The 19,905-nt window shown below is 66.7% G+C and carries 21 protein-coding genes; 12 read left to right on the top strand and 9 right to left on the bottom strand.

The features are described 5' to 3' along the window. Positions 1-292: 292 nt before the first annotated feature. The gene (locus tag DFLDMN_RS28515) at positions 293-730 is read right to left on the bottom strand and encodes a hypothetical protein (RefSeq protein ID WP_423199099.1); all 438 of its coding nucleotides are present in this window, start codon (positions 728-730) and stop codon (positions 293-295) included. Between the two features lie 289 nt (positions 731-1,019). On the opposite strand from DFLDMN_RS28515, the gene DFLDMN_RS28510 reads away from it, so the two are divergent. Further along, positions 1,020-1,736: an OBAP family protein gene (locus DFLDMN_RS28510; protein WP_423199098.1), complete on the top strand. Its 717-nt coding sequence runs from the start codon at positions 1,020-1,022 to the stop codon at positions 1,734-1,736. A 38-nt stretch (positions 1,737-1,774) separates the two neighbouring features. On the opposite strand, the gene DFLDMN_RS28505 is transcribed toward DFLDMN_RS28510, so the two are convergent. After that, complete coding sequence (locus DFLDMN_RS28505; RefSeq protein WP_423199097.1) at positions 1,775-2,362, bottom strand: hypothetical protein; 588 nt, start codon at positions 2,360-2,362, stop codon at positions 1,775-1,777. Here DFLDMN_RS28505 and DFLDMN_RS28500 point away from each other — a divergent pair. Both DFLDMN_RS28500 and DFLDMN_RS28495 read left to right on the top strand, forming a co-directional pair. After that, positions 2,291-3,589, top strand: coding sequence for an SDR family oxidoreductase (locus tag DFLDMN_RS28500; protein WP_423199096.1), 1,299 nt, complete (start codon positions 2,291-2,293; stop codon positions 3,587-3,589). The genes DFLDMN_RS28505 and DFLDMN_RS28500 overlap by 72 nt on opposite strands. Beyond that, positions 3,571-4,029 (top strand): DUF2269 family protein, encoded by a 459-nt coding sequence (locus DFLDMN_RS28495; RefSeq protein ID WP_423199095.1) that lies wholly within the window; start codon positions 3,571-3,573, stop codon positions 4,027-4,029. Before DFLDMN_RS28500 ends, DFLDMN_RS28495 begins: the two co-directional genes overlap by 19 nt. An 18-nt stretch (positions 4,030-4,047) precedes the next feature. On the opposite strand, the gene DFLDMN_RS28490 is transcribed toward DFLDMN_RS28495, so the two are convergent. Continuing rightward, positions 4,048-4,269 (bottom strand): DUF3820 family protein, encoded by a 222-nt coding sequence (locus DFLDMN_RS28490; protein WP_423199094.1) that lies wholly within the window; start codon positions 4,267-4,269, stop codon positions 4,048-4,050. Between the two features lie 181 nt (positions 4,270-4,450). Between DFLDMN_RS28490 and DFLDMN_RS28485 the strand changes: the two genes are divergently transcribed. From DFLDMN_RS28485 to DFLDMN_RS28475, 3 genes are all read left to right on the top strand, one after another. Further along, entirely contained in the window at positions 4,451-5,035 is a 585-nt protein-coding gene (locus tag DFLDMN_RS28485; protein WP_423199093.1) for a TetR/AcrR family transcriptional regulator, read from the top strand. Positions 5,036-5,303: 268 nt separating this feature from the next. After that, complete coding sequence (locus DFLDMN_RS28480; RefSeq protein ID WP_423199092.1) at positions 5,304-5,987, top strand: GNAT family N-acetyltransferase; 684 nt, start codon at positions 5,304-5,306, stop codon at positions 5,985-5,987. A 116-nt stretch (positions 5,988-6,103) separates the two neighbouring features. Continuing rightward, complete coding sequence (locus DFLDMN_RS28475; protein WP_423199091.1) at positions 6,104-7,267, top strand: GGDEF domain-containing protein; 1,164 nt, start codon at positions 6,104-6,106, stop codon at positions 7,265-7,267. Here the strand turns inward: DFLDMN_RS28475 and DFLDMN_RS28470 are convergent. Next, positions 7,249-8,775: a 3-deoxy-D-arabino-heptulosonate 7-phosphate synthase gene (locus tag DFLDMN_RS28470; protein WP_423199090.1), complete on the bottom strand. Its 1,527-nt coding sequence runs from the start codon at positions 8,773-8,775 to the stop codon at positions 7,249-7,251. The genes DFLDMN_RS28475 and DFLDMN_RS28470 overlap by 19 nt on opposite strands. Before the next feature lie 257 nt (positions 8,776-9,032). On the opposite strand from DFLDMN_RS28470, the gene DFLDMN_RS28465 reads away from it, so the two are divergent. The 3 genes from DFLDMN_RS28465 to DFLDMN_RS28455 are packed head-to-tail and all read left to right on the top strand — an operon-like array spanning position 9,033 to position 11,862. Beyond that, positions 9,033-10,400, top strand: coding sequence for an NAD-dependent succinate-semialdehyde dehydrogenase (locus DFLDMN_RS28465; protein ID WP_423199089.1), 1,368 nt, complete (start codon positions 9,033-9,035; stop codon positions 10,398-10,400). Between the two features lie 11 nt (positions 10,401-10,411). Further along, on the top strand, positions 10,412-11,431 hold the full coding sequence (locus DFLDMN_RS28460; protein ID WP_423199088.1) for an alcohol dehydrogenase: 1,020 nt from the start codon (positions 10,412-10,414) through the stop codon (positions 11,429-11,431). A 20-nt stretch (positions 11,432-11,451) separates the two neighbouring features. Then, positions 11,452-11,862, top strand: coding sequence for a GFA family protein (locus DFLDMN_RS28455; protein ID WP_423199087.1), 411 nt, complete (start codon positions 11,452-11,454; stop codon positions 11,860-11,862). Positions 11,863-11,885: 23 nt separating this feature from the next. Here the strand turns inward: DFLDMN_RS28455 and DFLDMN_RS28450 are convergent, their stop codons facing one another. Further along, the gene (locus DFLDMN_RS28450; protein ID WP_423199086.1) at positions 11,886-12,671 is read right to left on the bottom strand and encodes an enoyl-CoA hydratase/isomerase family protein; all 786 of its coding nucleotides are present in this window, start codon (positions 12,669-12,671) and stop codon (positions 11,886-11,888) included. A gap of 283 nt (positions 12,672-12,954) precedes the next feature. Here DFLDMN_RS28450 and DFLDMN_RS28445 point away from each other — a divergent pair, with 283 nt between their 5' ends. Both DFLDMN_RS28445 and DFLDMN_RS28440 read left to right on the top strand, forming a co-directional pair. After that, on the top strand, positions 12,955-13,926 hold the full coding sequence (locus DFLDMN_RS28445) for a Bug family tripartite tricarboxylate transporter substrate binding protein (protein ID WP_423199085.1): 972 nt from the start codon (positions 12,955-12,957) through the stop codon (positions 13,924-13,926). Positions 13,927-14,088: 162 nt separating this feature from the next. After that, a complete protein-coding gene (locus DFLDMN_RS28440) occupies positions 14,089-14,709 on the top strand; it encodes a flavin reductase family protein (protein ID WP_423199084.1) in 621 nt (206 codons plus the stop codon). Positions 14,710-14,803: 94 nt separating this feature from the next. Here DFLDMN_RS28440 and DFLDMN_RS28435 read toward each other — a convergent pair whose 3' ends face one another. From DFLDMN_RS28435 to DFLDMN_RS28420, 4 genes are read right to left on the bottom strand one after another with little or no spacing between them, the layout of a single operon-like run. After that, positions 14,804-15,157, bottom strand: coding sequence for a hypothetical protein (locus DFLDMN_RS28435; protein WP_423199083.1), 354 nt, complete (start codon positions 15,155-15,157; stop codon positions 14,804-14,806). A gap of 17 nt (positions 15,158-15,174) precedes the next feature. After that, on the bottom strand, positions 15,175-15,966 hold the full coding sequence (locus DFLDMN_RS28430) for a citryl-CoA lyase (protein ID WP_423199082.1): 792 nt from the start codon (positions 15,964-15,966) through the stop codon (positions 15,175-15,177). A gap of 10 nt (positions 15,967-15,976) precedes the next feature. Beyond that, complete coding sequence (locus DFLDMN_RS28425; protein WP_423199081.1) at positions 15,977-17,512, bottom strand: AMP-binding protein; 1,536 nt, start codon at positions 17,510-17,512, stop codon at positions 15,977-15,979. 12 nt (positions 17,513-17,524) lie between these two features. Then, a complete protein-coding gene (locus DFLDMN_RS28420) occupies positions 17,525-18,640 on the bottom strand; it encodes an acyl-CoA dehydrogenase family protein (protein WP_423199080.1) in 1,116 nt (371 codons plus the stop codon). 246 nt (positions 18,641-18,886) lie between these two features. On the opposite strand from DFLDMN_RS28420, the gene DFLDMN_RS28415 reads away from it, so the two are divergent. Next, positions 18,887-19,903 (top strand): LacI family DNA-binding transcriptional regulator, encoded by a 1,017-nt coding sequence (locus DFLDMN_RS28415; RefSeq protein WP_423199079.1) that lies wholly within the window; start codon positions 18,887-18,889, stop codon positions 19,901-19,903. Positions 19,904-19,905 lie beyond the last annotated feature (2 nt).

The following is a 19,905-nucleotide window of genomic DNA, read 5'->3' as shown; positions in this document are numbered from 1 at the left end:
TAAGCAACGGGGTGTATGCGCGCAACAAGCGTGCCGGCCCTGTTCCAGCGGTGTCGAGCGTGGCCGCGCGTCGGCCGGCACCGGTTGCCGCCTTGGCTCGCCACCCGCTACCGTCAATAGAAGGCGGCCGCGACGGTATTTCCTGCATCGCCTGCCAGCACCGATTTCACGGCCGGTGCCGGCGGCGCCGATGGCGCGCGCGCAGTCCGCCACGCTGGCGCGGATGTGTCGGGGGCAGCCGAGGGTCGCGCACGAAGGCCGCGCACGATATAGGCCGCCGCCGCGCGCGGCATCATGCGGGGTCCGCGGGTTCGATCACGCAGAAGCCGTGGGTCAGCAGGTCGTAGATGACTGCGGCGGCGGAGATGCCAATCATTGGCGTGTGCTCGTTGATCGACGTTTCCTGTGTTTGGTCGATACGGCCCAGCCAATGCCGGACATAGGCCGGCACGTGCTCGAACGCCGTCTCCTTCGGCACGAGCACCGCTCGCGTGCCGCTACGGTACAGCGTGACCGCGATGGACACCTCGCGTACGTACGGGGCGCGAGGGCAGGCTATGGTCTTGGTGAAAGGGTCGTAGCGCCCGGCCGCGACCTCCGTGGGTGCCGCCAAGGTTGCAAAAGCGTCCGGGCCGCGTACCGGCTCGCCGCGGTCGCTGCGGTCGCCGCGGTCGTCGCGGTCAATGCGTGAGGCGATATCCCGCTCGCCTGCTTCGCCGAAGCAGATCATGGTGGCTCTCCGTGTGGAATGTCGTCTGCAACGGAAGCGTACCGTCCCGGATGCCATCATGGACCTTCCGAAATGGAACCATAGTGAACGGGGTTCTGCAGCGGACATGGTTCTTGCGTGATAGTCGCGTCCCCATTCCAGGAGTGTCGCCATGTGCCGTCTGTCCGCAACGCTGTCCGCGCCCCGGGTCCCGGTGCGGTCGTCCTCGCCACTGTCGGCTGCACTCTGTTTTCGCGGCGCGGCGACTGCCGCCGCCCCGCCGCGATGGTCCTGTGCTCGCATATTGCTGATGGGCTGCGTCGGTGTCCTCGCCGCCACCGCGCTGGCGGGTTGCCAGGGCAAGGACAGTGGCTCCCCGGTAAAGGCGCCGGGGCAGGCCGAATCCACGCGCACGCGCGTCCTCGAAGGTGGCGCCGACGTGCTGCAGGACAAGGCGCCATTGGAGGCGATGCACACCTACCTCGATGGCTTCCATTTCTACAGTGGCAACATGCATGCGCAGATGGAGGCACACCACTATTGCGCGGTGCTCAATGAAGAGGTGTTCCAGTGCATCATTTTCGACGGTAATACCAGGCGCGCAAAGATCATGGGGGTGGAGTACATCATCAGCGCCCGCCTGTTCCGTGACCTGCCCGCGGCGGAGAAGGCGCTATGGCACAGCCATGTCCATGAGGTGAAGTCGGGCCAGCTGGTAGCGCCCGGCATTCCGGACCTTGCCGAGCACAAGCTGATGGAGCAACTGGTCGGGACTTACGGCAAGACCTGGCATACGTGGCACACCGACCAGGGCAACGCGCTGCCGCTGGGTCCGCCGCAACTGATGATGGGTTTCACGGCGGACGGGCAGATCGATCCGGCGCTGGTTTCCGATCGTGACCAGCGCATGGGCGTGGACTCCAACCGCAAGCGTGGCGAGCGCGCGTCGATCCCGGCGCCACCGATCGATCCGGGCGCCGATGCGTGGCAGCACGGCAAGGCCGTCCAGCTCAAGGATCCCTCGTGAACCCGCGCACGCGGGTCCTGCAACAAAGCGGACTGGCGTCACTGCGCATGCCGGGTCGGCGGGCGATGACGCTCGCGCGCGGTCAGCAGATATTGCAGCAGCCGTCCGGCCGACAGCGCCAGACCGAAGCCTGCATACAGCGCGAACAGCGCGCCTGGGCGCAGCTTGCGCTCGAAGCCGGGGGTGAGTCGTTCGGGCGTCAGGCGCAGGTCCACGAGCGCGGCGATGGCTGCGACCGCGGTTCCCACCATCACGGCGTGCGCGGTCGATGCCGCCGGGCGCCGCCATGCCAGATAGCCTTCGTAGCCGGTTGCCCACAGGACCGACATCGCATGATGAATCACGTACCCCGTTACGGTATGCGCGACCGAGAAGTCGTGGCGGCCGAACGCACGCTCGGCCCAGATCCAGTGACTGACGGCGTTGATGGGCGCCACCGCGCTGGCGCAGTCGCGCACGCCGGCGAGCGCCATGACACCGCTGGAGACGAGACTGGCGCAGGTGCCGGAGATCGCGGCGCGGCGCAGGACCATGTCGACGCGCACGGCGGCGTCGTGCTCGTACTCGGCGCAAGCGGGTTTATCGGCCGGCATCTGGTGGGTTTGCTGGTGGCGCGGGGATTCCATGTGATCGCGGGGGTGAGGCGGCCGGAGGGGGCCAACATGGCTGGCATAAGCGAATACCGTGCCGTCGATTTCGCGCGGATGACCGAGGCCGCGGCGTGGCGCCCGGTGGTGGCGGGCGTCGATGCCGTGGTCAATCTGGTCGGCATGTTTCGCGAAAATGCCGCAGCCACCTTCGACGCGGTGCAACACGCGGCGCCCGCGGCGCTGGCCGAGGCCTGTGAGGCGGGCCGCGTGCGACGCGTGGTGCAGATGTCCGCGCTGGGCGCCGACGACAAGGCGGCAACGGCATTCCTGCGCACCAAGCGGGCCGCGGACGAGGCCTTGCTGGCACGCCGGCTCGATGCCGTGGTCGTGCAGCCGTCGCTTGTCTATGGCGAAGACGGTGCCAGTTCGGCGCTGTTCCGCGTGCTGGCATCGATGCCATGCGTGGCGCTGCCGCGTGGCGGCGTCGATGCGGTCCAGCCGGTTCATGTCGACGACGTCGTGGCCGCCATCGCGGCGTTGCTGAGGGCGCCCCCGGGCCGCTACAGCGGACGCCGGCTGGTGCTGGCCGGGCCGGAACCGCTGCCGCTACGTGCGTACCTTGCGCAATTGCGCGCGGGCATGCGGGTGCCGGGGCGGCTGTACGTGCTGCCGCTCGGAACGCGGCTGGCGCGCATCATGGCCGGTGTGGCAGGACGTCTGCCCGGGTCGCTTGTCAGCCGGGATGCGTTCGACATGCTGGCACAAGGCAATACCGCGCCGGACAACGCCGTCTCGAAGCTATTGCGCCGGCCACCACGGGCCCCGGCGGACTTTGTCGCGCCCGCGCACGCCGACATGTTGCGCACCGCCGCCGTGCTCGGCTGGATGGCGCCGCTGCTGCGCGCAAGCGTGGCATTGCTGTGGATCGTGACGGCCGCGGTGTCGTTCGGCCTTTATCCGGTGGCCGACAGCCTTGCGTTGCTGGCCAGGGCCGGCGTGCCCGAGGTCATGCGGCCCCCGGCGCTATACGGTGCGGCGCTGCTGGATCTGCTGCTCGGCGTACTGACCCTGTGGCCGCACCGGCCCCGCTGGCTGTGGCGCGCCCAGATGGCGCTGATCGTGGGATACACGGTCATTATCAGCTTGCGGCTCCCAGAATTCTGGCTGCATCCCTATGGACCACTGACCAAGAACCTACCGTTGCTGGGCTTGCTGTGGTTTCTCGACCGGGTGGAGCGCGCGCGATGGACTACGTCACGCTGAAGTGGCTGCATGTGATATCGAGCACGCTGCTGTTCGGCACCGGCGTGGGCAGCGCCTTCTATCTGGTGGGGGCGGTGCTCACGCGCAATGTGCGGACGGTGGCCGCCACCGCGCGCATGGTGGTGATCGCCGATACGCTGTTCACGGCCACTACCGCCATCCTGCAGCCGCTGACCGGCTATATGCTCGTCCGCATGGCGGGATTCGACTGGAGCATGGCGTGGCTGCGCTGGTCCGTGATCCTCTATGTGGTCGCCATCGCTTGCTGGTTGCCGGTGGTCTGGATCCAGATCCGGCTGCGCGATCTGCTTGCACCGGCGCCCGTCGAGGCGTTTCCGCCGGCATTCTGGCGCTGGTTCTGGAGCTGGTTCGCGCTGGGCTTTCCGGCGCTGTTCGCGTTTCTCGCCATCTTCTATCTGATGATCGCCAAGCCTGTCTGAGCCTGGCCGCCGCGATTGCTAGCGGCGTTGGCGCAACGGGGCGAGCAGATGCTTGAGTCCGTTGTGATCGAGTTCGTGCATGAGCGCGAGCAACCGGCCGATCTCCCCCGGCGGGAAGCCCTCGCGGGCGAACCAGTTCAGATAGTTGCCAGGCAGGTCGGCAATCACCGTGCCCTTGTGTTTGCCAAACGGCATTTCTCGGGTCACGAGCAGAAGCAGGGTGTCGCTGTCGGGGAGCATGAGGCAAGCCGGTGGCTGGCGGAAAGTCCGCCGACTATAGCAGTACCGGCCCATGGCCGGCCTCGCAACACCGGCCTCGCATCTCGTTACCTCCGCTCACCGCAGTCCGTTCTCCGCACACGTTACTTGCATATCGATATAAACGGAAATATGATGACTACAATATTTGCGGGGTATCGTGATGACGGGTTTGACCGGCCGCAAGGCCCTTTCGCACGACCGGATCGTGACCGCCGGCTCGCGTGCGGTGCGACGTGCCGGCTTTGGCGGCGTCAGCGTGGCCGACGTGATGAAGGAGGCCGGGCTCACGCATGGCGGCTTCTACGCGCATTTCGCGTCGCGCGACGAATTGCTGGCCGCCTCCGTGGCCAGGGCCGGCACGGACATGATTGCCAGCCTCGGGGCGCAAGTCGCACGGATGGTACAGGCTGGCGTCACCCCGTTCCGTGCGCTCGTCGAAACGTACCTTTACGAGGACCATATCCGGGACAGCGAGAACGGCTGTCCGGTGCCGGCGTTATGCGCCGAGGCGCCGCGCCAGAGCCAGGAAGTGGGCGACGCCACACGTCGCAGCATCCATGAGCTGCACAAGTTCGTGCAGCAGACCTTGCCACGGGACGTCTCGCCCGACGCTGCCTGGGCGATCGTCACGTCGCTGGTAGGGGCGGTCCAGCTCGCGCGAGCGATGGGAACTGGCGGGTCCGGTCGCGCGGTACTCGCGTCAACCAGGGCCGAGCTGCTGGCTCGCTACGAACCCGAGGGCTGACGCCAGCCGCATAACCGCTCCCTGCCACGACCTGCTGCGCCCTGCCGGCCCCCATCGTGCTCGCTTCGGGCCGATACGGCCTCCGGTGGGAGCACCGCTTTATCGGCCAGTCACCGCGCGCGGCGCGCAACATGTCCGGTCTCGCGCGTCCATGAATATTGTCATCATCATATTTGGGCCTGAGCGGGGCGGACGAGGTGGTCGGCCACCAACTATCTGAACGATGTGCGGGCAGCATGAGCCCGCGTCAGCCCCTCCGGAGGACACCATGGAACTGCTCGACAACCCGGCCTGGCATGCTCTGACGACGCAACAGCGGCATCTCGGCATCATCTCCGCCGTCGCCGCTCGCTATCACCCGGACGTGGCACCGTTTGCCGGCGTGGGCGAACCCTCGCCGCCGGCGTTCCAGGAACTCGTGGGCCTGTCGGCGCCGCGGCAGCCGGTGCTGCTCCAGACGCCTGGCCCGCTGCCACCGATGGACGGCATTCGCGCGGACTGCCTGTTCCCCGTCTTGCAGATGGTGGACGCAGGCGTACCCGGTGCGTCGGACGACAGCGAGGTACTGCGGCTCACGCGTGCGGACGTCGCCGACATGCTCGCGCTGGCCCAGGCCACCCAGCCGGGCCCATTCGGGCCGCGCACCATCGAGACTGGCAACTACCTCGGTATCCGCGCGGGCGGCCGTCTGGTTGCCATGGCGGGCGAACGCATGCGGCTCGATGGCCATGTGGAGATCAGCGCCGTCTGCGTCGACGCGTCGCAACGAGGCAAACGCCTCGGCGCTCGCCTCATGAACGTGCTGCGGCGCGAAATTCGTCGGCGCGGCGACACGCCCTTCCTCCACGTGCGCGACGACAACCACGCCGCCATTGCCTTGTACGAGCGGCTCGGCTTCGAGACCCGGCGCAACTTCCTGCTGCATCGCGTGGGCCGTACGGAGCCGATGTAGCCGGGAGCGCGGAGGTGTTGCGGGTATGCGTCTCCCCCGCCAGCGGGGTACCCGATGCGGAGGGGAGGGGTGGCATTTGACGTGCATAATGAGCGTACCAGGGCAGCCACGCAACGATGTACGTCGACCTTCTCACTCTTTACTTCCTTGCCATCGGGACGCTCCTCGCCAGCGCAGGGATGATGTTCTGGGAGCACCGCTCCAATCCCAAGCGCAGCATGGCCTTGCGGATCTTCGCGGCAGGCTTCGCCACGCTCGCGGCCGGCTGCGCCGCGGTGCTGGTTCGTCGCAACCTGCCGGGTGTGACCGGGGCTGCCCTCAGCAACCTGATCATGCTCGGCGGCTACCTGCTCATCATGAACGGGGCCGCCTGCCTGAGCGGTCGACGCTACCGCGCCGGGTCCATTGCCTTGCTCGTGGCGATGGCGCTGCTATGGGTAGCGGCCGGACCCCGCTGGCCGGACGCGATGTGGAGCTACGTCAGCGCGATGCCCATCGCCATCGTCAGCGGCCTTACCGCGTGGGAGATGTGGCGCTGCCACGCGCTGAAGTCGCTGCAGGCGTGCCGCATCGTGGCCGCCGTGACAGGCTTCCATGCCTTGCTCTATGTCGGCCGGGCCCTGCTGCTGCCCTGGCTGGTGAGCGCATACGGGCCGTCCCTGCAGGCCATGGCCAGCAAGATCACGCTGTACGAGGGCGTGCTCTATTCCGTGCTGCTGCCGATGGCGCTGCTCAAGCTGATGCGCGAAGAGACCCACGACCAGCTGCTATGGGAATCGCAGACCGACTACCTGACACGCCTGGGTAACCGCCGCTGGTTCTTCGAAGTGGGCGCGCGCGCGATCGAGAGCCGGGGCCGGCGCGGGCCGGTAGGCGTGCTCGCTTTCGATCTGGACCACTTCAAGGCCATCAATGACCTGTATGGTCATGAGACAGGCGACGAGGTACTCAAGGCCTTCGCCGAAGTCGCGCAAAGCGTGGTCGGTCCCAACGTCATGCTGGCCCGCATCGGCGGCGAGGAGTTTGCCGCATTGCTGACCGGTGAAGAGGCCCGGCGCGCCAGGATACTGGGCGAAGCGGTGGCCAGGCGGTTTGCGCAGACAGTGCCCAAGCGGATCACCACTATCGGCATACCGACCACGGTCAGCATCGGGCTGGCGCTGTTCGAGCACGAGGTACCACCGCTGGCCGACGGTCTTGCCGCTGCCGACCAGGCGTTGTATCGCGCCAAGTCGCTCGGTGGCAACCGGCTCGAGCCGGCTCAGCCCATCGCCGCCTGAACCTGCGCCAGCAGGTCGTCGGTCCGCACCATCAACTCGCGCACGCGGCGTAGCATCGGATACTGGTTGCGCACGGCGCCCCATTGCGGCGCGGTGGACAACTGCCGCCAGACCGCCTCCAGTTCGTGCGGCGCGGCGGCGGGATCCTCCGCGAGGCGCGTGGCGAAGGCGAGCGTGCCAGGTGCCGACAGCAGTTGCATGCGGCTTGCGGCGCCAAGCACCCGGGCCGAGGGTTCGGGCGGCGCATCGCAGCAGTAAAGTATCTGGCGCGCCAGCGCGGCATCGTCCGCGGGCAAGCTCTGCAGGGCGCGCAGGCTGTCGCCGTTCAGACGGACCGGGCCTTGCTGCGTCTCGAAGGTGTAGACCGTACGCGCTTCGGCATGGCCCAGCAGATGCAGGCCGCGCAGCAAGCGCGGCAGGTCGTTGGTGGCGGCATCGACGGAGGCCTTGACCTCGACCAGCAGGCTGATCTCCCAGGTGGGCTCGACCGCGCCTTCGCCTGCCGCGCCTGTCCCGGCTTTCGACGTCTCGCTGCTGACGCGCCGCAGCAGTACCACATCCCATTCCGTCTTCGCACGTTCGTGGCTGGCGGGAATCGACGCGGGTACCCGCATCGACGTCACCACGCGATAGGGCGCGGTGGCGTTCGCGCCGGCATGATTGAGCCGTTGTGCCAGGGCCTTGACGGCGGCGGCAGCGAGCGCTTCGGCGGCGGCGCCGCGTGCTTTCGATGACATGCCCCGGGCCGTCGCGCCGGCGGTGCCCGACTGCGGACCCTGTTGCGCCCATAACGAGCGGTACTGGCGTACGAGGGGGTCCGTGCGCAGCGCCTCCAGCCGCTGAAGTTGCGCGAGGTCCGTACTCTGCAGCAATTGCCGGAGCCGCTCACGCGTGAGTGCGTCGTCGTCGGCGTTCGCGACGCCGGCTACGTTCGCGGCGTCCGCTGTCTGCCCCGCATCCGCTGCGCCGACGATGTCGGGAGAGTCGACAACCGTCCACAAACGTTGCGCGGCATCGCGCAAGTCCGCCCACGAAGCGGCGGCCGCGGTGGCGTGCAACTGTGCCATCGCCTCGCACCGCGCCGCCGATGCCGCGCGCTGCTGGCGTTGCGGGTGCGCAATGGCATTGACCAGTGCCATCACCGGGCGCCGATGCCGGTCAGCCTGCGCCGACAACGCGGCGTACTCGCGCACGTGCGGAACCCGATGACGCAGCACCATCGCCTGGAACACCGGGTCGCCGCCGTGCGGACGCATCGCATCGCGGACCAACTGCGCCAGCGTATCGATAAACCTTGCCTTGAGATCCTCACCGGCTCGCTGGTCCTGTTCACGCGCAGTGCGCACCTGCTCGATGAGCGCGGCGAGTATCGTGGCCGGCGCCGGCGCGGATCCGTAGGTGGCCGGGGCGGGTTGGCAGGCCATGGCAGGCAGCGCCGGCAGGCGATAGCGGCGCGGCACGGTGCTCAGCGTGTGGTCGAGCAGGGCGGATGGCGGCAAGCGAGACATGACATGGGTCGGGCGGGGCAATGGCGGCCATTGTTCCACAGCCTTGGCGTGGCGGAACGGTGCAGGCAGGCAAGGACACGCCTCGCGCGCGACGTCGAGCGCGCGGAGTAATCGACACTTATACCGTTTTCGTAAAAACGATAGCGCTGACATTGAAATTCCTCCTTTGTGCTACTATTTTGAAACAAAATCGTTTTCGTTATATCTCGCAGAGGCGCGGTAGAGCCGCACCTTTGGTCAATCCAAGGAGCTACAGCATGAGCTTTCGTACCATCAACCCGGCGACGGGCGAAGTCGTCAAGGAATTTCCCCTGCAGTCGGATGCAGAAGTGTTCGCGGCGCTGGACGCCGCTGACCGACGCTATCGCGATGACTGGCGCCACCGTCCGGTGGCCGAGCGGGCGCGGATCGTCGCGCGCGCGGCGCAGATCCTGCGGCAGAAGCGCGACGAGTATGTGAAGTACGCCACCGAGGAAATGGGCAAGGTGACCCGCTTCGGTCATATGGAAGTCGATCTCGTCGCCGATATCCTCGAGTACTACGCGCGGAACGGTGAAAAATTCCTCGCGCCGCAGGCGCTGCCGGACGAGCCCGGTGCGACGCTGGTGTCCGAGCCGATCGGCGTCCTGCTCGCGATCGAGCCGTGGAATTTTCCGTACTACCAACTGGCGCGCGTGGCCGCACCGCAACTGATCGCTGGCAACGTGGTGCTGATGAAGCATGCCGAAAGCGTGCCGCAATGCGCGCTGGCGTTTGCCCGCCTGTTCGAGGAAGCCGGCGCGCCCGAGGGCGTCTATACCAACCTGTTCTGCAGCATCGACCAGATCGGCAAGCTGATCGACGACTTCCGCGTGCGCGGCGTGGCGCTGACCGGCAGCGAGCGCGCGGGTACGTCAGTCGGCGAGCGGGCCGGCCGCAATCTCAAGAAGGCCATCCTGGAGCTGGGCGGCAGCGATCCGGCACTGATTCTCGAAGGCGCCTCCCTCGCGCACGCGATCGAGCAAACCGTGATGGGACGTACCTTCAACTCGGGCCAGGGCTGCGTCAATATCAAGCGTGTGATCGTGGTGGGCAAGGCGCGCGGCGAGCAGATGCTGGCGGCGTTGAAGCAACGGTTTGCCGCCATCCCGGTGGGCGATCCTACGGACGAGGCGACCCTGCTTGGGCCGCTGTCGAGCGAACGAGCGCTCGACGGCCTGCTCAAGCAGATTGCGGATGCCAAGGCGGCCGGCGCGCAGATCGTCTGCGGCGGCCAGCGCGTGAACCGGCCGGGCTTCTACCTGGAGCCGACCATCATCACCGGCATCACGAAAGACAACCCGCTCTACTACCAGGAAGCCTTCGGCCCGGTGCTGTCGTTCTATGTGGTGGACAGCGAAGAGGAAGCGATTCAACTGGCCAACGACAGTAACTATGGCCTTGGCGCGTTCGTCTTCGACGTCGATATCGAGCACGCCAAGGCGGTGGCGGCGCGCATCGAGGCCGGCATGGTCTATATCAACTCCTGCTTCGCCGACTCGCCGGCGCTGCCGTTCGGCGGTGTGAAGAACTCGGGCTTTGGCCGCGAACTGGCGGAGCTTGGCATCGGTGAATTCATCAACCGCAAGCTGATCCGCGTGGCGTGACGGGAGTGACCATGCCAACCATGCAGGCGGTGCAGGTAACGAAGGCGGGCGGTCCCCTGGAACTCGTCGAGCGCGAGATACCGGTGCCGCTCGCGGGACAGGTCCTGATCCGGGTGCAGGCCTGCGGCATCTGCCACAGCGATGCCCATACCCGGGACGGCGACTGGCCTGGCATCGAGTATCCGCGTGTGCCCGGCCACGAGATCGCAGGCGTCGTCCACCAGCTGGGTGCCGGCGTGGTGGGATGGCAGACCGGTCAGCGTGTCGGCGTTGGCTGGCATGGTGGCCACTGCGGCCATTGCGACAACTGCCGGCATGGCGACTTCGTGCGCTGCGCCAACCTGCGTGTGCCCGGCATCAGCTACGACGGCGGCTACGCGCAGTACATGGTGGCGCCCCAGGAAGCGCTGGCGCGCATTCCCGACGATCTGGCCGGTGCCGACGCCGCGCCGCTGCTCTGCGCGGGGCTGACCACTTTCAACGCGTTGCGCAACAGCGGAGCGCGTGCCGGCGACCTGGTGGCCATTCTCGGGATTGGCGGGCTCGGTCATATCGCGGTGCAATTCGCGCGAAAGATGGGGTTTGTCACGGCGGCAATCGCGCTGGGACCGGATACCGGTCCGCTGGCGCGGCAGCTTGGCGCCCATCACTACATCGACGCCGCGGCCCAGGACGTTGCGGCAGCACTGCTGGCACTGGGCGGCGCGCGCGTGGTACTGGCCACGGCCAACAACGCGCGCGCGATGAGCGGGGCACTGGGCGGACTCGGCATGAACGGCAGGATGGTCGTGCTGGGATGGACCGAGCAGCCCATCGAGGTGTCCGCAACGCAGCTCATCATGCGCCGCAACGCGGTGGAAGGCTGGCCCTCGGGCACCGCGGCTCACTCACAGGAAACGCTCGCGTTCAGTGCGCTGGCAGGCGTGCGACCGATGGTCGAGGAATATCCGCTCGCGCGGGCTGCCGAAGCCTACGACCGCATGCTGCGCGGCGAGGCACGCTTCAAGATCGTGCTGAGGCCCGATCGCTAACCATCGACAGGAATACATCCATGCAAGCACAAAACGGGGGCTGCCTGTGCGGGGCAATCCGGTACACGCTCACGGGCGTACCGCGTAGCGCGGCCATCTGCCATTGCCGGCATTGTCAGCGGCAGAGCGGTAGTCTGTTCTCCATCAACCTGTTTGTCGACGAAGCCGACTTCGCGTTGCGCGGCGAGACCAAGGCCTTTGAGGACTTCGGTGATAGCGGCCATCCGTCCTATCGCCATTTCTGCGGCAACTGTGGTTCGCCGCTGTTCACGCGGGTGTCAACCATGCCGGGCACGGTGCTGGTGAAAGCGGGCACGCTCGATAGCGTGGTGGATGTGCCATCGCCGCAGGTGGAGATCTATACCGAGCGGGCGGCGCGCTGGCTGGCACCGGTGGCCGGCACCACACGCTTTCCGCTCGGCCCGGCCTGAGGTCGCGGTCACTTCCACCAGTTTCAATTCCCTTCAAAGCGAGGCACGCGGCGTTCGGTGAACGCCGCGACGCCCTCCAGGGCATCGTGCGTGCGCAGCAACTGTCGCTGCAATGCGGCCTCGCGCAGCAGGCCTGCCTCGAGCGTCAACGCGCCGCCTTCGACGACGGCCTGGCGTGCCGCCGTGACGGCAAGCGGCCCGTTGCCGACGATGCGGCGCGCGATAGCCAGCGCCGTCTCCGTCAACGCGTCGCGTGCCACCAGTTCGGTCACCAGGCCATGGTCGAGCGCAAAGCGGGCGTCGAATGTCTCTCCCGTCAGGATCATCCGCATGGCCACGGCGGGGCCCGCAATCCGTGCCAGTCGCTGCGTACCGCCGCCGCCCGGCAGGATGCCGAGCCTTACCTCCGGCAATGCAAACGTCGATTCGCTGGTTGCAATGCGGATATCGCACGCGAGCGCGAGCTCGAGGCCACCGGCCACGCAGATGCCACCGATCGCCGCGATGGTCGGCTTCATCACCTCGTTAGCCGCGGTCAGTCCACCGAAGCTCACGATGTCGGTGGGCGCGTCGCTGGCCGCGTGCGCGCGCCGATAGGAGAGGTAGTCGTGAATATCGGCACCCGCGCAGAAGGCGCGGCCCCCGTGGCCGGACAGGACGGCCACGCGCAAGTGGGGAGTCTGGTTGAAGCGCCGCCAGGCGTCGGCCAGCGCGCGGTCGTGCGCGACATCGAGCGCATTGTGACGCGCGGGATGATTGATGACGATATGGGCGATCGCGTGATCGATGACATGGAAATCGATGGACATGGTCGGCTCGGGCAGTCACGCGGCAGACCTGCCGCTGGAGGGCGTCATCTTAATGTGGATCGAAAACGTTATCGAGTCTTTATCCTCGGTATTTTCCCTGAAGTGACGGTGATGATATTGACTGCCGCACGATTTCATCCTAATTTAACGAAAACGTTTTCGAATAAGCGGCGCAGCGCCACTCGGGGACGTTGGCAACGATTCATAAACGAGCCGGCCATGCCTGCCACGGGGTTCCGGCGGCACGGCGAATCCGGCATATTGCGTAAGTGCGAGGGTGAACATGAAGCTGAAGCTTTTCCTTTCGATGGTGGCGATGTGCTGTCTCGGTGCGGTCCAGGCCCAGACCGCGCACTGGCCGCAAAAGCCGGTCCGGCTCGTCGTGCCTTATGCCGCCGGCGGTCCGGTGGACACCCTTGCGCGGGCGCTGTCGGCGCAACTCTCCAATGTGTGGGGCCAGCCCGTCGTGGTGGATAACCGGCCCGGTGGCAACGAGGTGATCGGTGCCGCGGCGGTGGCCAAGGCGCCTGGCGATGGCTATACGCTCCTGCTGGCGACCGATGCCGCAGCGACGCTGAACCTCCATGTGTTCAAGAAGCTACCCTACGATCCGGTCAAGGAGCTTGCGCCGGTGACCCGCGTGGCGATGGCCAATATGGCCATCGCCGTCTCCAACTTGCTGCCCGTGACGGATCTGCGCAGCTTCGTCGCCTACGTCAAGGCGCATCCGGGGCAGGTCAGCTACGGCTCGTCCGGTATCGGTAATGGCACCCATCTGTCGCTGGCGTGGTTTGCCAAGGAGGCAGGGCTGGATATGGTGCACGTGCCGTACAAGGGACTGGCGCCGGCACTGCAGGACGTCATGAGCGGAACGATCCAGGTGACGGTCGGCGCGGGGTCGGTGGTGGGGCCATTCGCCGAGAGCGGCAGGGTCAAGGCGCTCGCGATCAACGGCGCCAGGCGCGCCGCGATCCTGCCTAACGTGCCGACCTTCGCCGAGGCCGGCTTCCCCAAGCTCGATGCCAGCTTTCCTTTCAGCCTGCTGGCCCCGGGCACCACGCCCGAGCCGCTGCGCGAGAAGATCTATCTCGACGTCAAGAAGGTCGTCATGACCGAGCAGTTCCGCAAGGAGAACCTCGACCGCTACGCACTCGATCCGGTCCTCGATTCGCCGCAGGAATTCGCCAAGGCGCTGGTCAGGGATCGCGCGCTGGCGGCGGAGAAGGTCAAGGCATCGGGCGCGCAACTGGACTGATCGCGCGCGGCCCTTTGCCGACCCGATACCGCTAACCGCCGCACGGATCCGCCTCCGTCGCCTGTTGTTCGCAGCGCCCCTCTCCCGTTCCGCGAGAGGGGCGCGATCGTTGGCATTGCTGGCGATGCCGCATTGCCTGTTCCCACCCACTCGGTTTCCATCATGCAAGACGACGTCCATTTCTACCGCCCGGAGTCCGGCCATGGCCTGCCTCACGATCCCTTCAAGGCCATTGTCGCGCCGCGCATCATCGGCTGGATTTCCACGATCGGCGCCGACGGCCGTGCCAATCTGGCGCCGTACAGCTTCTGCGGCGCGATGTGTTCGGGGCCGGACATCATTGCCTTCTCGAGCGAGGGATACAAGGACAGCATACGGAACGTGGAGGCGACGCGCGAGTTCGCCTGGAACTTCGTCAGCCATGCACTCGCGGAACAGATGAACGCCACTTCGGCACGCGTTGGTCCCGAGGTCGACGAGTTCCGGTTCGCGGGCATCGAGCGGGGCAACGGCCGCGTCATCGGCGCGCCGCACGTGGCGGCATCGCCCGCGGTACTGGAGTGCAAGCTGCTCGATGTGCTGGCCCTGAAAGACCTGAACGGCAAGCCCACCCAGCACTGGGTCGTTTTTGGCCAGGTAGTCGGGGTACACATCCGCCGCAAATACCTGCGCGACGGCCTGTTCGACACGTTCCTCGCCGATCCGGTATTGCGCGCCGGCTATCGCGCCGACTACATGCGCGGCGGCCAACGCTTCGAGCTGTACCGCCCCAGCCAGCCCTGAGCCCGCCCGACACCATCGCACGACGGAAAAGAAGCAGGCTCACCGCGATACCGCCGGTGAGCCTGGACGAGCGGGCGACGCCTGCGCCGCGGCGCTACCGCGCGTGATACCGCCGGTACCGCGCGTAGCGGTGGCGCACGGTCCAGATGACTGCGCGCAGGACGCCCACGCCGGACCGGCGGACGGTTTCCGTGCAGAATTCGAGGACGGATTCGTCGGGAAAGACCTGCAGTTCCGCCGCGCATCCGAGCGCGATGGCGATCTCCGAGGGAGACTGCGCGCACATGGCGTTGCGCAGCAGATGGTCGAGCCGCTGCCGCACCGCGTGTTGATGGTCGTGCTGTCCGCGCGCGTGGCTGTGGATGTCGTCCACGCAGGCGCGGATACGATGCAGCAGCTCGCTGGTCGACAGCGAGTGGCTGGAGGGCACGCGAGTCGCGCTGGCCACGCTGTCGACCTCGCGGCTCAGTGCTCGTCCGCGGGACGCAGATGGGCGCTGGCCTCGTGCTCGACGCGCAGATAGAGCGTTTCGGCGATCGGCTGCCGCATTTCTTCCAGGATATGGCCGACCAGCCCCACCGAACGCGCGGCCACTGCCAGGCCGCGGCAGATCTTCCACGAGATGCCCATCTCGGATGCCACCGCGGCCATGGCGCCGGTCACGTTGACTGGCAGCGGACGCCCGGCCTGCTGTGTGGCCTGTTCGCCAATGGCCGTCATCAGCCGGATGTACTTGCCGTCGTAGCCGGTCTCCCGTGCAACCTTGAACAGCGCGGGCGTGCGTGGATCGATCGGCTTGTGGAACGGATGGCCGATGCCCGGGATGATTTCCTTGCGGCCACGATATTCGCCCACGATCCGGGCGGCCAGCTGGTCGATATCCGCCCCGCCGCTGTCGTTGCCGTGCCCCAGCGACTCCTGCAGCAGACGCGCCGCATTGTCGAGCGAGCCGACAAATACCGATCCCAGTCCCAGCAGGCCGGCGGCGACCGCGGCCTGCACCGACTCCGGCGCGCCACAGTAGGTCATGCGCGTGGCCAGCGACGACGGCGTGATGCCATGCTCGACCAGGATCACCATCATCGCGTTGAACATGCGCAGTTCCTTGTCGGCAGGCAGGCGGCCGAAGATCTGCAGAAACGCCATCTGGCCGAAATCGAGCTTGCCGACGATCTCCTCGCACAGGTCGAGGCCATGGATTACCACCCGCTTGGGCGTGGCCCAGGCGATATCCGATTTGATTTCCTTCTGTTTCATCGTGTCGTCCTCAGATTGATTTTGCGACGTTATCGGTCTGCAGATGGCCCCTGGCCATATCGCGCAGCACATGTTTGAGAATCTTCACGCCGTTGGGGCCGTCGACCTGCGGAAAGCTCTCCAGGGCAATGATTCGCCGCGGTACCTTGAAGCCCGCGATGCCGCATTTGCAGAACTCCAGCAGGTCGCGTTCGCTCGCCGCGGTGTCGCCGCAGCGGACAAAGGCCACCGCGACATCGCCTTCGCCCTCCTGGTGCACGCCCACGACCTGCGCCGCGGCCACCGATGGGTGCGTGACGAGAAAATCCTCGACCTCGGTCGGATCCACCAGATAGCCGCGCAGGCGCAGCGTGTCCTTGAGGCGGGACAGGTACTGGAAGCTCGCTCCGCGCGCACGGGCGAGATCGCCCGTACGGAACCAGCCATCGGCGGTGAACGCCTCCGCGCTGGCGGCCGGGTTGTTGAGATAGCCCGTGGCGACGTTGTACCCGCGCAGTTGCAGTTCGCCCTGTTCGCCCTCGGGCAGCACTGCGCCCGTGACCGGGTCGACGATGCGAAAGGCGATGTCCGGGGACACCGGGTAGCCGCCGGCCAGGCGCCGTTCCTCGGCATCGGCAGTGACGTCGCGAATGGCGGTGAGAGCGAAACATTCGGACATGCCGTACACCGCGGTCAGCGGCACCTGCCAGTCGACCCAGGCCCGCTCGGTCAGCCAGCTGCCCAGACCGGCGAATTCGGCAAAGCCGCCGCGCCGCCAATGACTCAGGTCCTGGCCTGGCACGCTGAGGACCATATCGAGCATGGCATCGGAGCCATAGAAGTGGGTGACGCGATGTGTGGACATGGCTTCGGCCGCGGCCTGCGCCTTGAAGACCGGCAGGAACACGCAGGCCGCGCCCGCCGCCAGCGTGGAGATGGCCACCACGAAGCCCATCACGCCGTACAGCGGTAGGGCGCATAGCGTGGCATCGCCGGGCTTGAGGTCCGTGGCACGCGCGACGTGCTGCACATGCGTGACGATGCCGGCTTGCGTATGCACTGCGAGCTTGGGTTTGCCGGTGGTGCCGGACGTGCTGAACGTGCACCATGGATCGGTGGCGGCGCCGGACGCATCGGCCATGGGCGTGAAGTTGTCCCACAGAAAGGCGTCGTTCACCGGTGCCTGCACCACGTGCGTCAGTGAGGGCACCGACTGCTGGATGACCGACGCCGCTTCCGCGTAGTCGAAGTCGAGAAAGTGCGTGGGGACCACCAGCATGCGCGCCTGAGCCGTATTGACGACGTGCAACGCTTCGGCGGTTTTCAGGCGCGTGCTGACCGGGACCACGAGGACGCCCAGTTGCGCGGCGGCAAACAGCAGTTGCAACCAGACCGCACCATCGGGAAACCACACTGCGAGCGTGTCGCCCTTGCGCAGACCCATGCTGGCCAGATAGGTGGCGCCGCGCTGGGCGGCCATGGCAAGTTCGCCCCGCGTCACCGCTTTGCCGTTCTGGTAGAACGCGGGCAGGCCGGGATCGTGCGCATTGAGGATGTGCTGATACATGGATGCAGCCCCTTACTGAGCCAGCACGGCGCGGGCGATCTGCAGGCGCTGCATCTCCGAGGTGCCCTCGCCGATGCGGAACGCACGCGCATCGCGATAGAACCGTTCCACCGGCAGCTCGCACATATAGCCCATGCCGCCAAAGATCTGCAGCACGCGGTCCGCCACGCGGCAGCCCATCTCGCTCGCATATAGCTTGGCGCGCGAGGCCGCGATGCGGGCGCTCGGGTCGCCACTGTCGATCAGGGCGGCGGCACGGCCGATCAGCAGGCGCGTGGCCTCGATCTCGACATCGTTGTCGGCCAGCATGAACTGCAGGCCTTGATGCTGCGCGAGCGGGCTGCCGAATGCCTTGCGTTCGTTGGCGTATTCGCTGGCCATGGCCTGCGCGCGCGAGGCGATGCCGAGCGAGCGGCTGGCGGACAGCAGACGGTCCTGATTGATGGACTGCATCATGCCGAGGAAGCCGGTGTTGGGCGCGCCCAGCACGTCAGCATCGGGCACAAAGCACTCCTCCAGTGTGAAGCCGTTGAGGTGGTAGCCACGCCAGCCCATCTTCCGGTAGCGCGTCATGCCGACTACGCCGGGATTGCCCTGCCGCACGATGAAGGTGCCGAAGCGGTCTTTCAGCGAGGCGGCCGGATCGGTCACGGCCAGCACGATGATGTAGTCGGCGGTTTCGGCGTGGGAGATGAAATGCTTGCTCCCATCGAGGCGCCAACCGCCCGGCACCCTGACCGCGCGCGTCTTGATGCCGCCGAGATCCGACCCCGCATTCGGCTCGGTCAGCGCGTAGGTGATGGTCTTCCTGCCCGCCAGTACGTCGGGCAGGAAGCTCGCCTGCTGGTCCGGGCTGGCTTGCGAGAGCTGCAGCGGCAAGTGCCCGAACACTTCGCTCAGCGGCACCGAGGTATAGGTCAGTTCTTCGAGAATGGCGACCTTGGCCTCGGCCGACAGGCCCGGGCCGCCGATGGATTCAGGCAGGTTGAAGCCATAGAGGCCGAGCGCCGCCACTTCGGCACGCAGTTGCGCGAGCAGGGCGAGGTCCACGTCGTCGTCGCGCTCGATCTGCTCCTCGAGCGGGACCAGTCGGTGCCGCACAAAGCGGCGCGCGGTGTCGCGGATCATGGAAATTTCTGTGTCGTTGGCAGAGTGATGCATGGCGCCTCCCGGTGTGGTTGGACGGTGTCCGGGTTGGGGTGCCGGACGCCGCTTTTTGGAAATAAACGAAAACGTTTTCGAAAAAGATTAGGGGCAGCGCCGGGCGAAGTCAAGCAGACTACGGTGAGAATCTTATGAAAACGGTTTCGGCGGTTTCCGCGGAATCGCGCCGCTGAGCGATAATGTCGCGCAATGCACCTTCGGGGACACCAATTGGACATCAAGGAATTTGCCGCGCATCTGAAGCTCTCCGTCAGCACGGTTTCCAAAGCCATGAACGGCCGCGCCGACGTCAGCCGCGAAACCCGCGAGCGAGTGCTGAAGGCTGCGGCGGAGCTCGGCTTCAGTCCCGATCCGGCTGGCCGGCGCCTGCGGCGACAGTCTTCGGACACCATCGGCTTTGTGATTTCCGCGCCGCAGACGCAGTTTGCCCATCCGTTCTTCCTGAACATGCTGTCGGGCGTCGACGAAGCGCTGGAGGGGACCAACTTCCAGGTCATCATCGCCTCCGGCCGCACGGTGGAATCGGAAATCGACGTGTTTCGCCGCCTGGTGGAAAAGCAGCGGGTGGACGGTCTGCTGTTCGGCCGGACGCGACGTCATGACGAGCGCATCGAGTATTTGCTGGAGCGCGATATCCCGTTCGTGACGTTCGGCCGCAGCGAAAGCTCGTCGGACTTCTCCTTCGTCGACATCGACTACACCGTGGTCGGCCGTGACGGCTGCGCGCGCTTTGTCGCGCTGGGACATCGGCGGATCGCGCTGGTCCATTCGCCTGAGTACCTGATGTTCAGCTACTTCCAGCGCCTCGGCTACGAAGACGCGCTGCGCGCGGCTGGCATCGCGATCGATCCTGACCTCTGCGTGGAAGAAGCCATGACCGAGGATGGCGGCCTGCGCGCGGCGCGGCGTCTGCTGGCGTTACCCAATCCGCCCACGGCATTCGTGTGCGGCCACGACATGGTGGCGGTCGGCGTGATGCGGGCCATTGCGGAGGCAGGCAAGCAGGTCGGCCAGGATATCGGGGTGATCGGTGGCGACGACCATCCCGTGGGGCGGCTGATCGCGCCGCCGCTGACGACGTTCTCGGCGGAGACCAACCGTATCGGCAAGCGCATGGTCGAAATGCTGCTGGCCCGCTTCGAGGGCGCGGACCCGCGCACGCTGCAGGAAATCTGGACCCCCGAGCTGATCCTGCGTTCTTCCGACGGGCCGCCGCGGCCGCGCTGACC

Source organism: Cupriavidus sp. H19C3, from assembly GCF_049393815.1.
Taxonomy (GTDB): domain Bacteria; phylum Pseudomonadota; class Gammaproteobacteria; order Burkholderiales; family Burkholderiaceae; genus Cupriavidus.
This window is presented reverse-complemented; position numbering and strand designations above follow the sequence as displayed.

Excerpts from the sequence above, each read along its gene's own strand:
- DFLDMN_RS28515 (WP_423199099.1), bottom strand. The coding sequence starts at position 730 with ATGATCTGCTTCGGCGAAGCAGGCGAGCGGGATATCGCCTCACGCATT.
- DFLDMN_RS28510 (WP_423199098.1), top strand. The coding sequence starts at position 1,020 with ATGGGCTGCGTCGGTGTCCTCGCCGCCACCGCGCTGGCGGGTTGCCAG.
- DFLDMN_RS28505 (WP_423199097.1), bottom strand. The coding sequence starts at position 2,362 with ATGGAATCCCCGCGCCACCAGCAAACCCACCAGATGCCGGCCGATAAA.
- DFLDMN_RS28495 (WP_423199095.1), top strand. The coding sequence starts at position 3,571 with ATGGACTACGTCACGCTGAAGTGGCTGCATGTGATATCGAGCACGCTG.
- DFLDMN_RS28490 (WP_423199094.1), bottom strand. The coding sequence starts at position 4,269 with ATGCTCCCCGACAGCGACACCCTGCTTCTGCTCGTGACCCGAGAAATG.
- DFLDMN_RS28485 (WP_423199093.1), top strand. The coding sequence starts at position 4,451 with ATGACGGGTTTGACCGGCCGCAAGGCCCTTTCGCACGACCGGATCGTG.
- DFLDMN_RS28480 (WP_423199092.1), top strand. The coding sequence starts at position 5,304 with ATGGAACTGCTCGACAACCCGGCCTGGCATGCTCTGACGACGCAACAG.
- DFLDMN_RS28475 (WP_423199091.1), top strand. The coding sequence starts at position 6,104 with ATGTACGTCGACCTTCTCACTCTTTACTTCCTTGCCATCGGGACGCTC.
- DFLDMN_RS28470 (WP_423199090.1), bottom strand. The coding sequence starts at position 8,775 with ATGTCTCGCTTGCCGCCATCCGCCCTGCTCGACCACACGCTGAGCACC.
- DFLDMN_RS28465 (WP_423199089.1), top strand. The coding sequence starts at position 9,033 with ATGAGCTTTCGTACCATCAACCCGGCGACGGGCGAAGTCGTCAAGGAA.
- DFLDMN_RS28460 (WP_423199088.1), top strand. The coding sequence starts at position 10,412 with ATGCCAACCATGCAGGCGGTGCAGGTAACGAAGGCGGGCGGTCCCCTG.
- DFLDMN_RS28455 (WP_423199087.1), top strand. The coding sequence starts at position 11,452 with ATGCAAGCACAAAACGGGGGCTGCCTGTGCGGGGCAATCCGGTACACG.
- DFLDMN_RS28450 (WP_423199086.1), bottom strand. The coding sequence starts at position 12,671 with ATGTCCATCGATTTCCATGTCATCGATCACGCGATCGCCCATATCGTC.
- DFLDMN_RS28445 (WP_423199085.1), top strand. The coding sequence starts at position 12,955 with ATGAAGCTGAAGCTTTTCCTTTCGATGGTGGCGATGTGCTGTCTCGGT.
- DFLDMN_RS28440 (WP_423199084.1), top strand. The coding sequence starts at position 14,089 with ATGCAAGACGACGTCCATTTCTACCGCCCGGAGTCCGGCCATGGCCTG.
- DFLDMN_RS28430 (WP_423199082.1), bottom strand. The coding sequence starts at position 15,966 with ATGAAACAGAAGGAAATCAAATCGGATATCGCCTGGGCCACGCCCAAG.
- DFLDMN_RS28425 (WP_423199081.1), bottom strand. The coding sequence starts at position 17,512 with ATGTATCAGCACATCCTCAATGCGCACGATCCCGGCCTGCCCGCGTTC.
- DFLDMN_RS28420 (WP_423199080.1), bottom strand. The coding sequence starts at position 18,640 with ATGATCCGCGACACCGCGCGCCGCTTTGTGCGGCACCGACTGGTCCCG.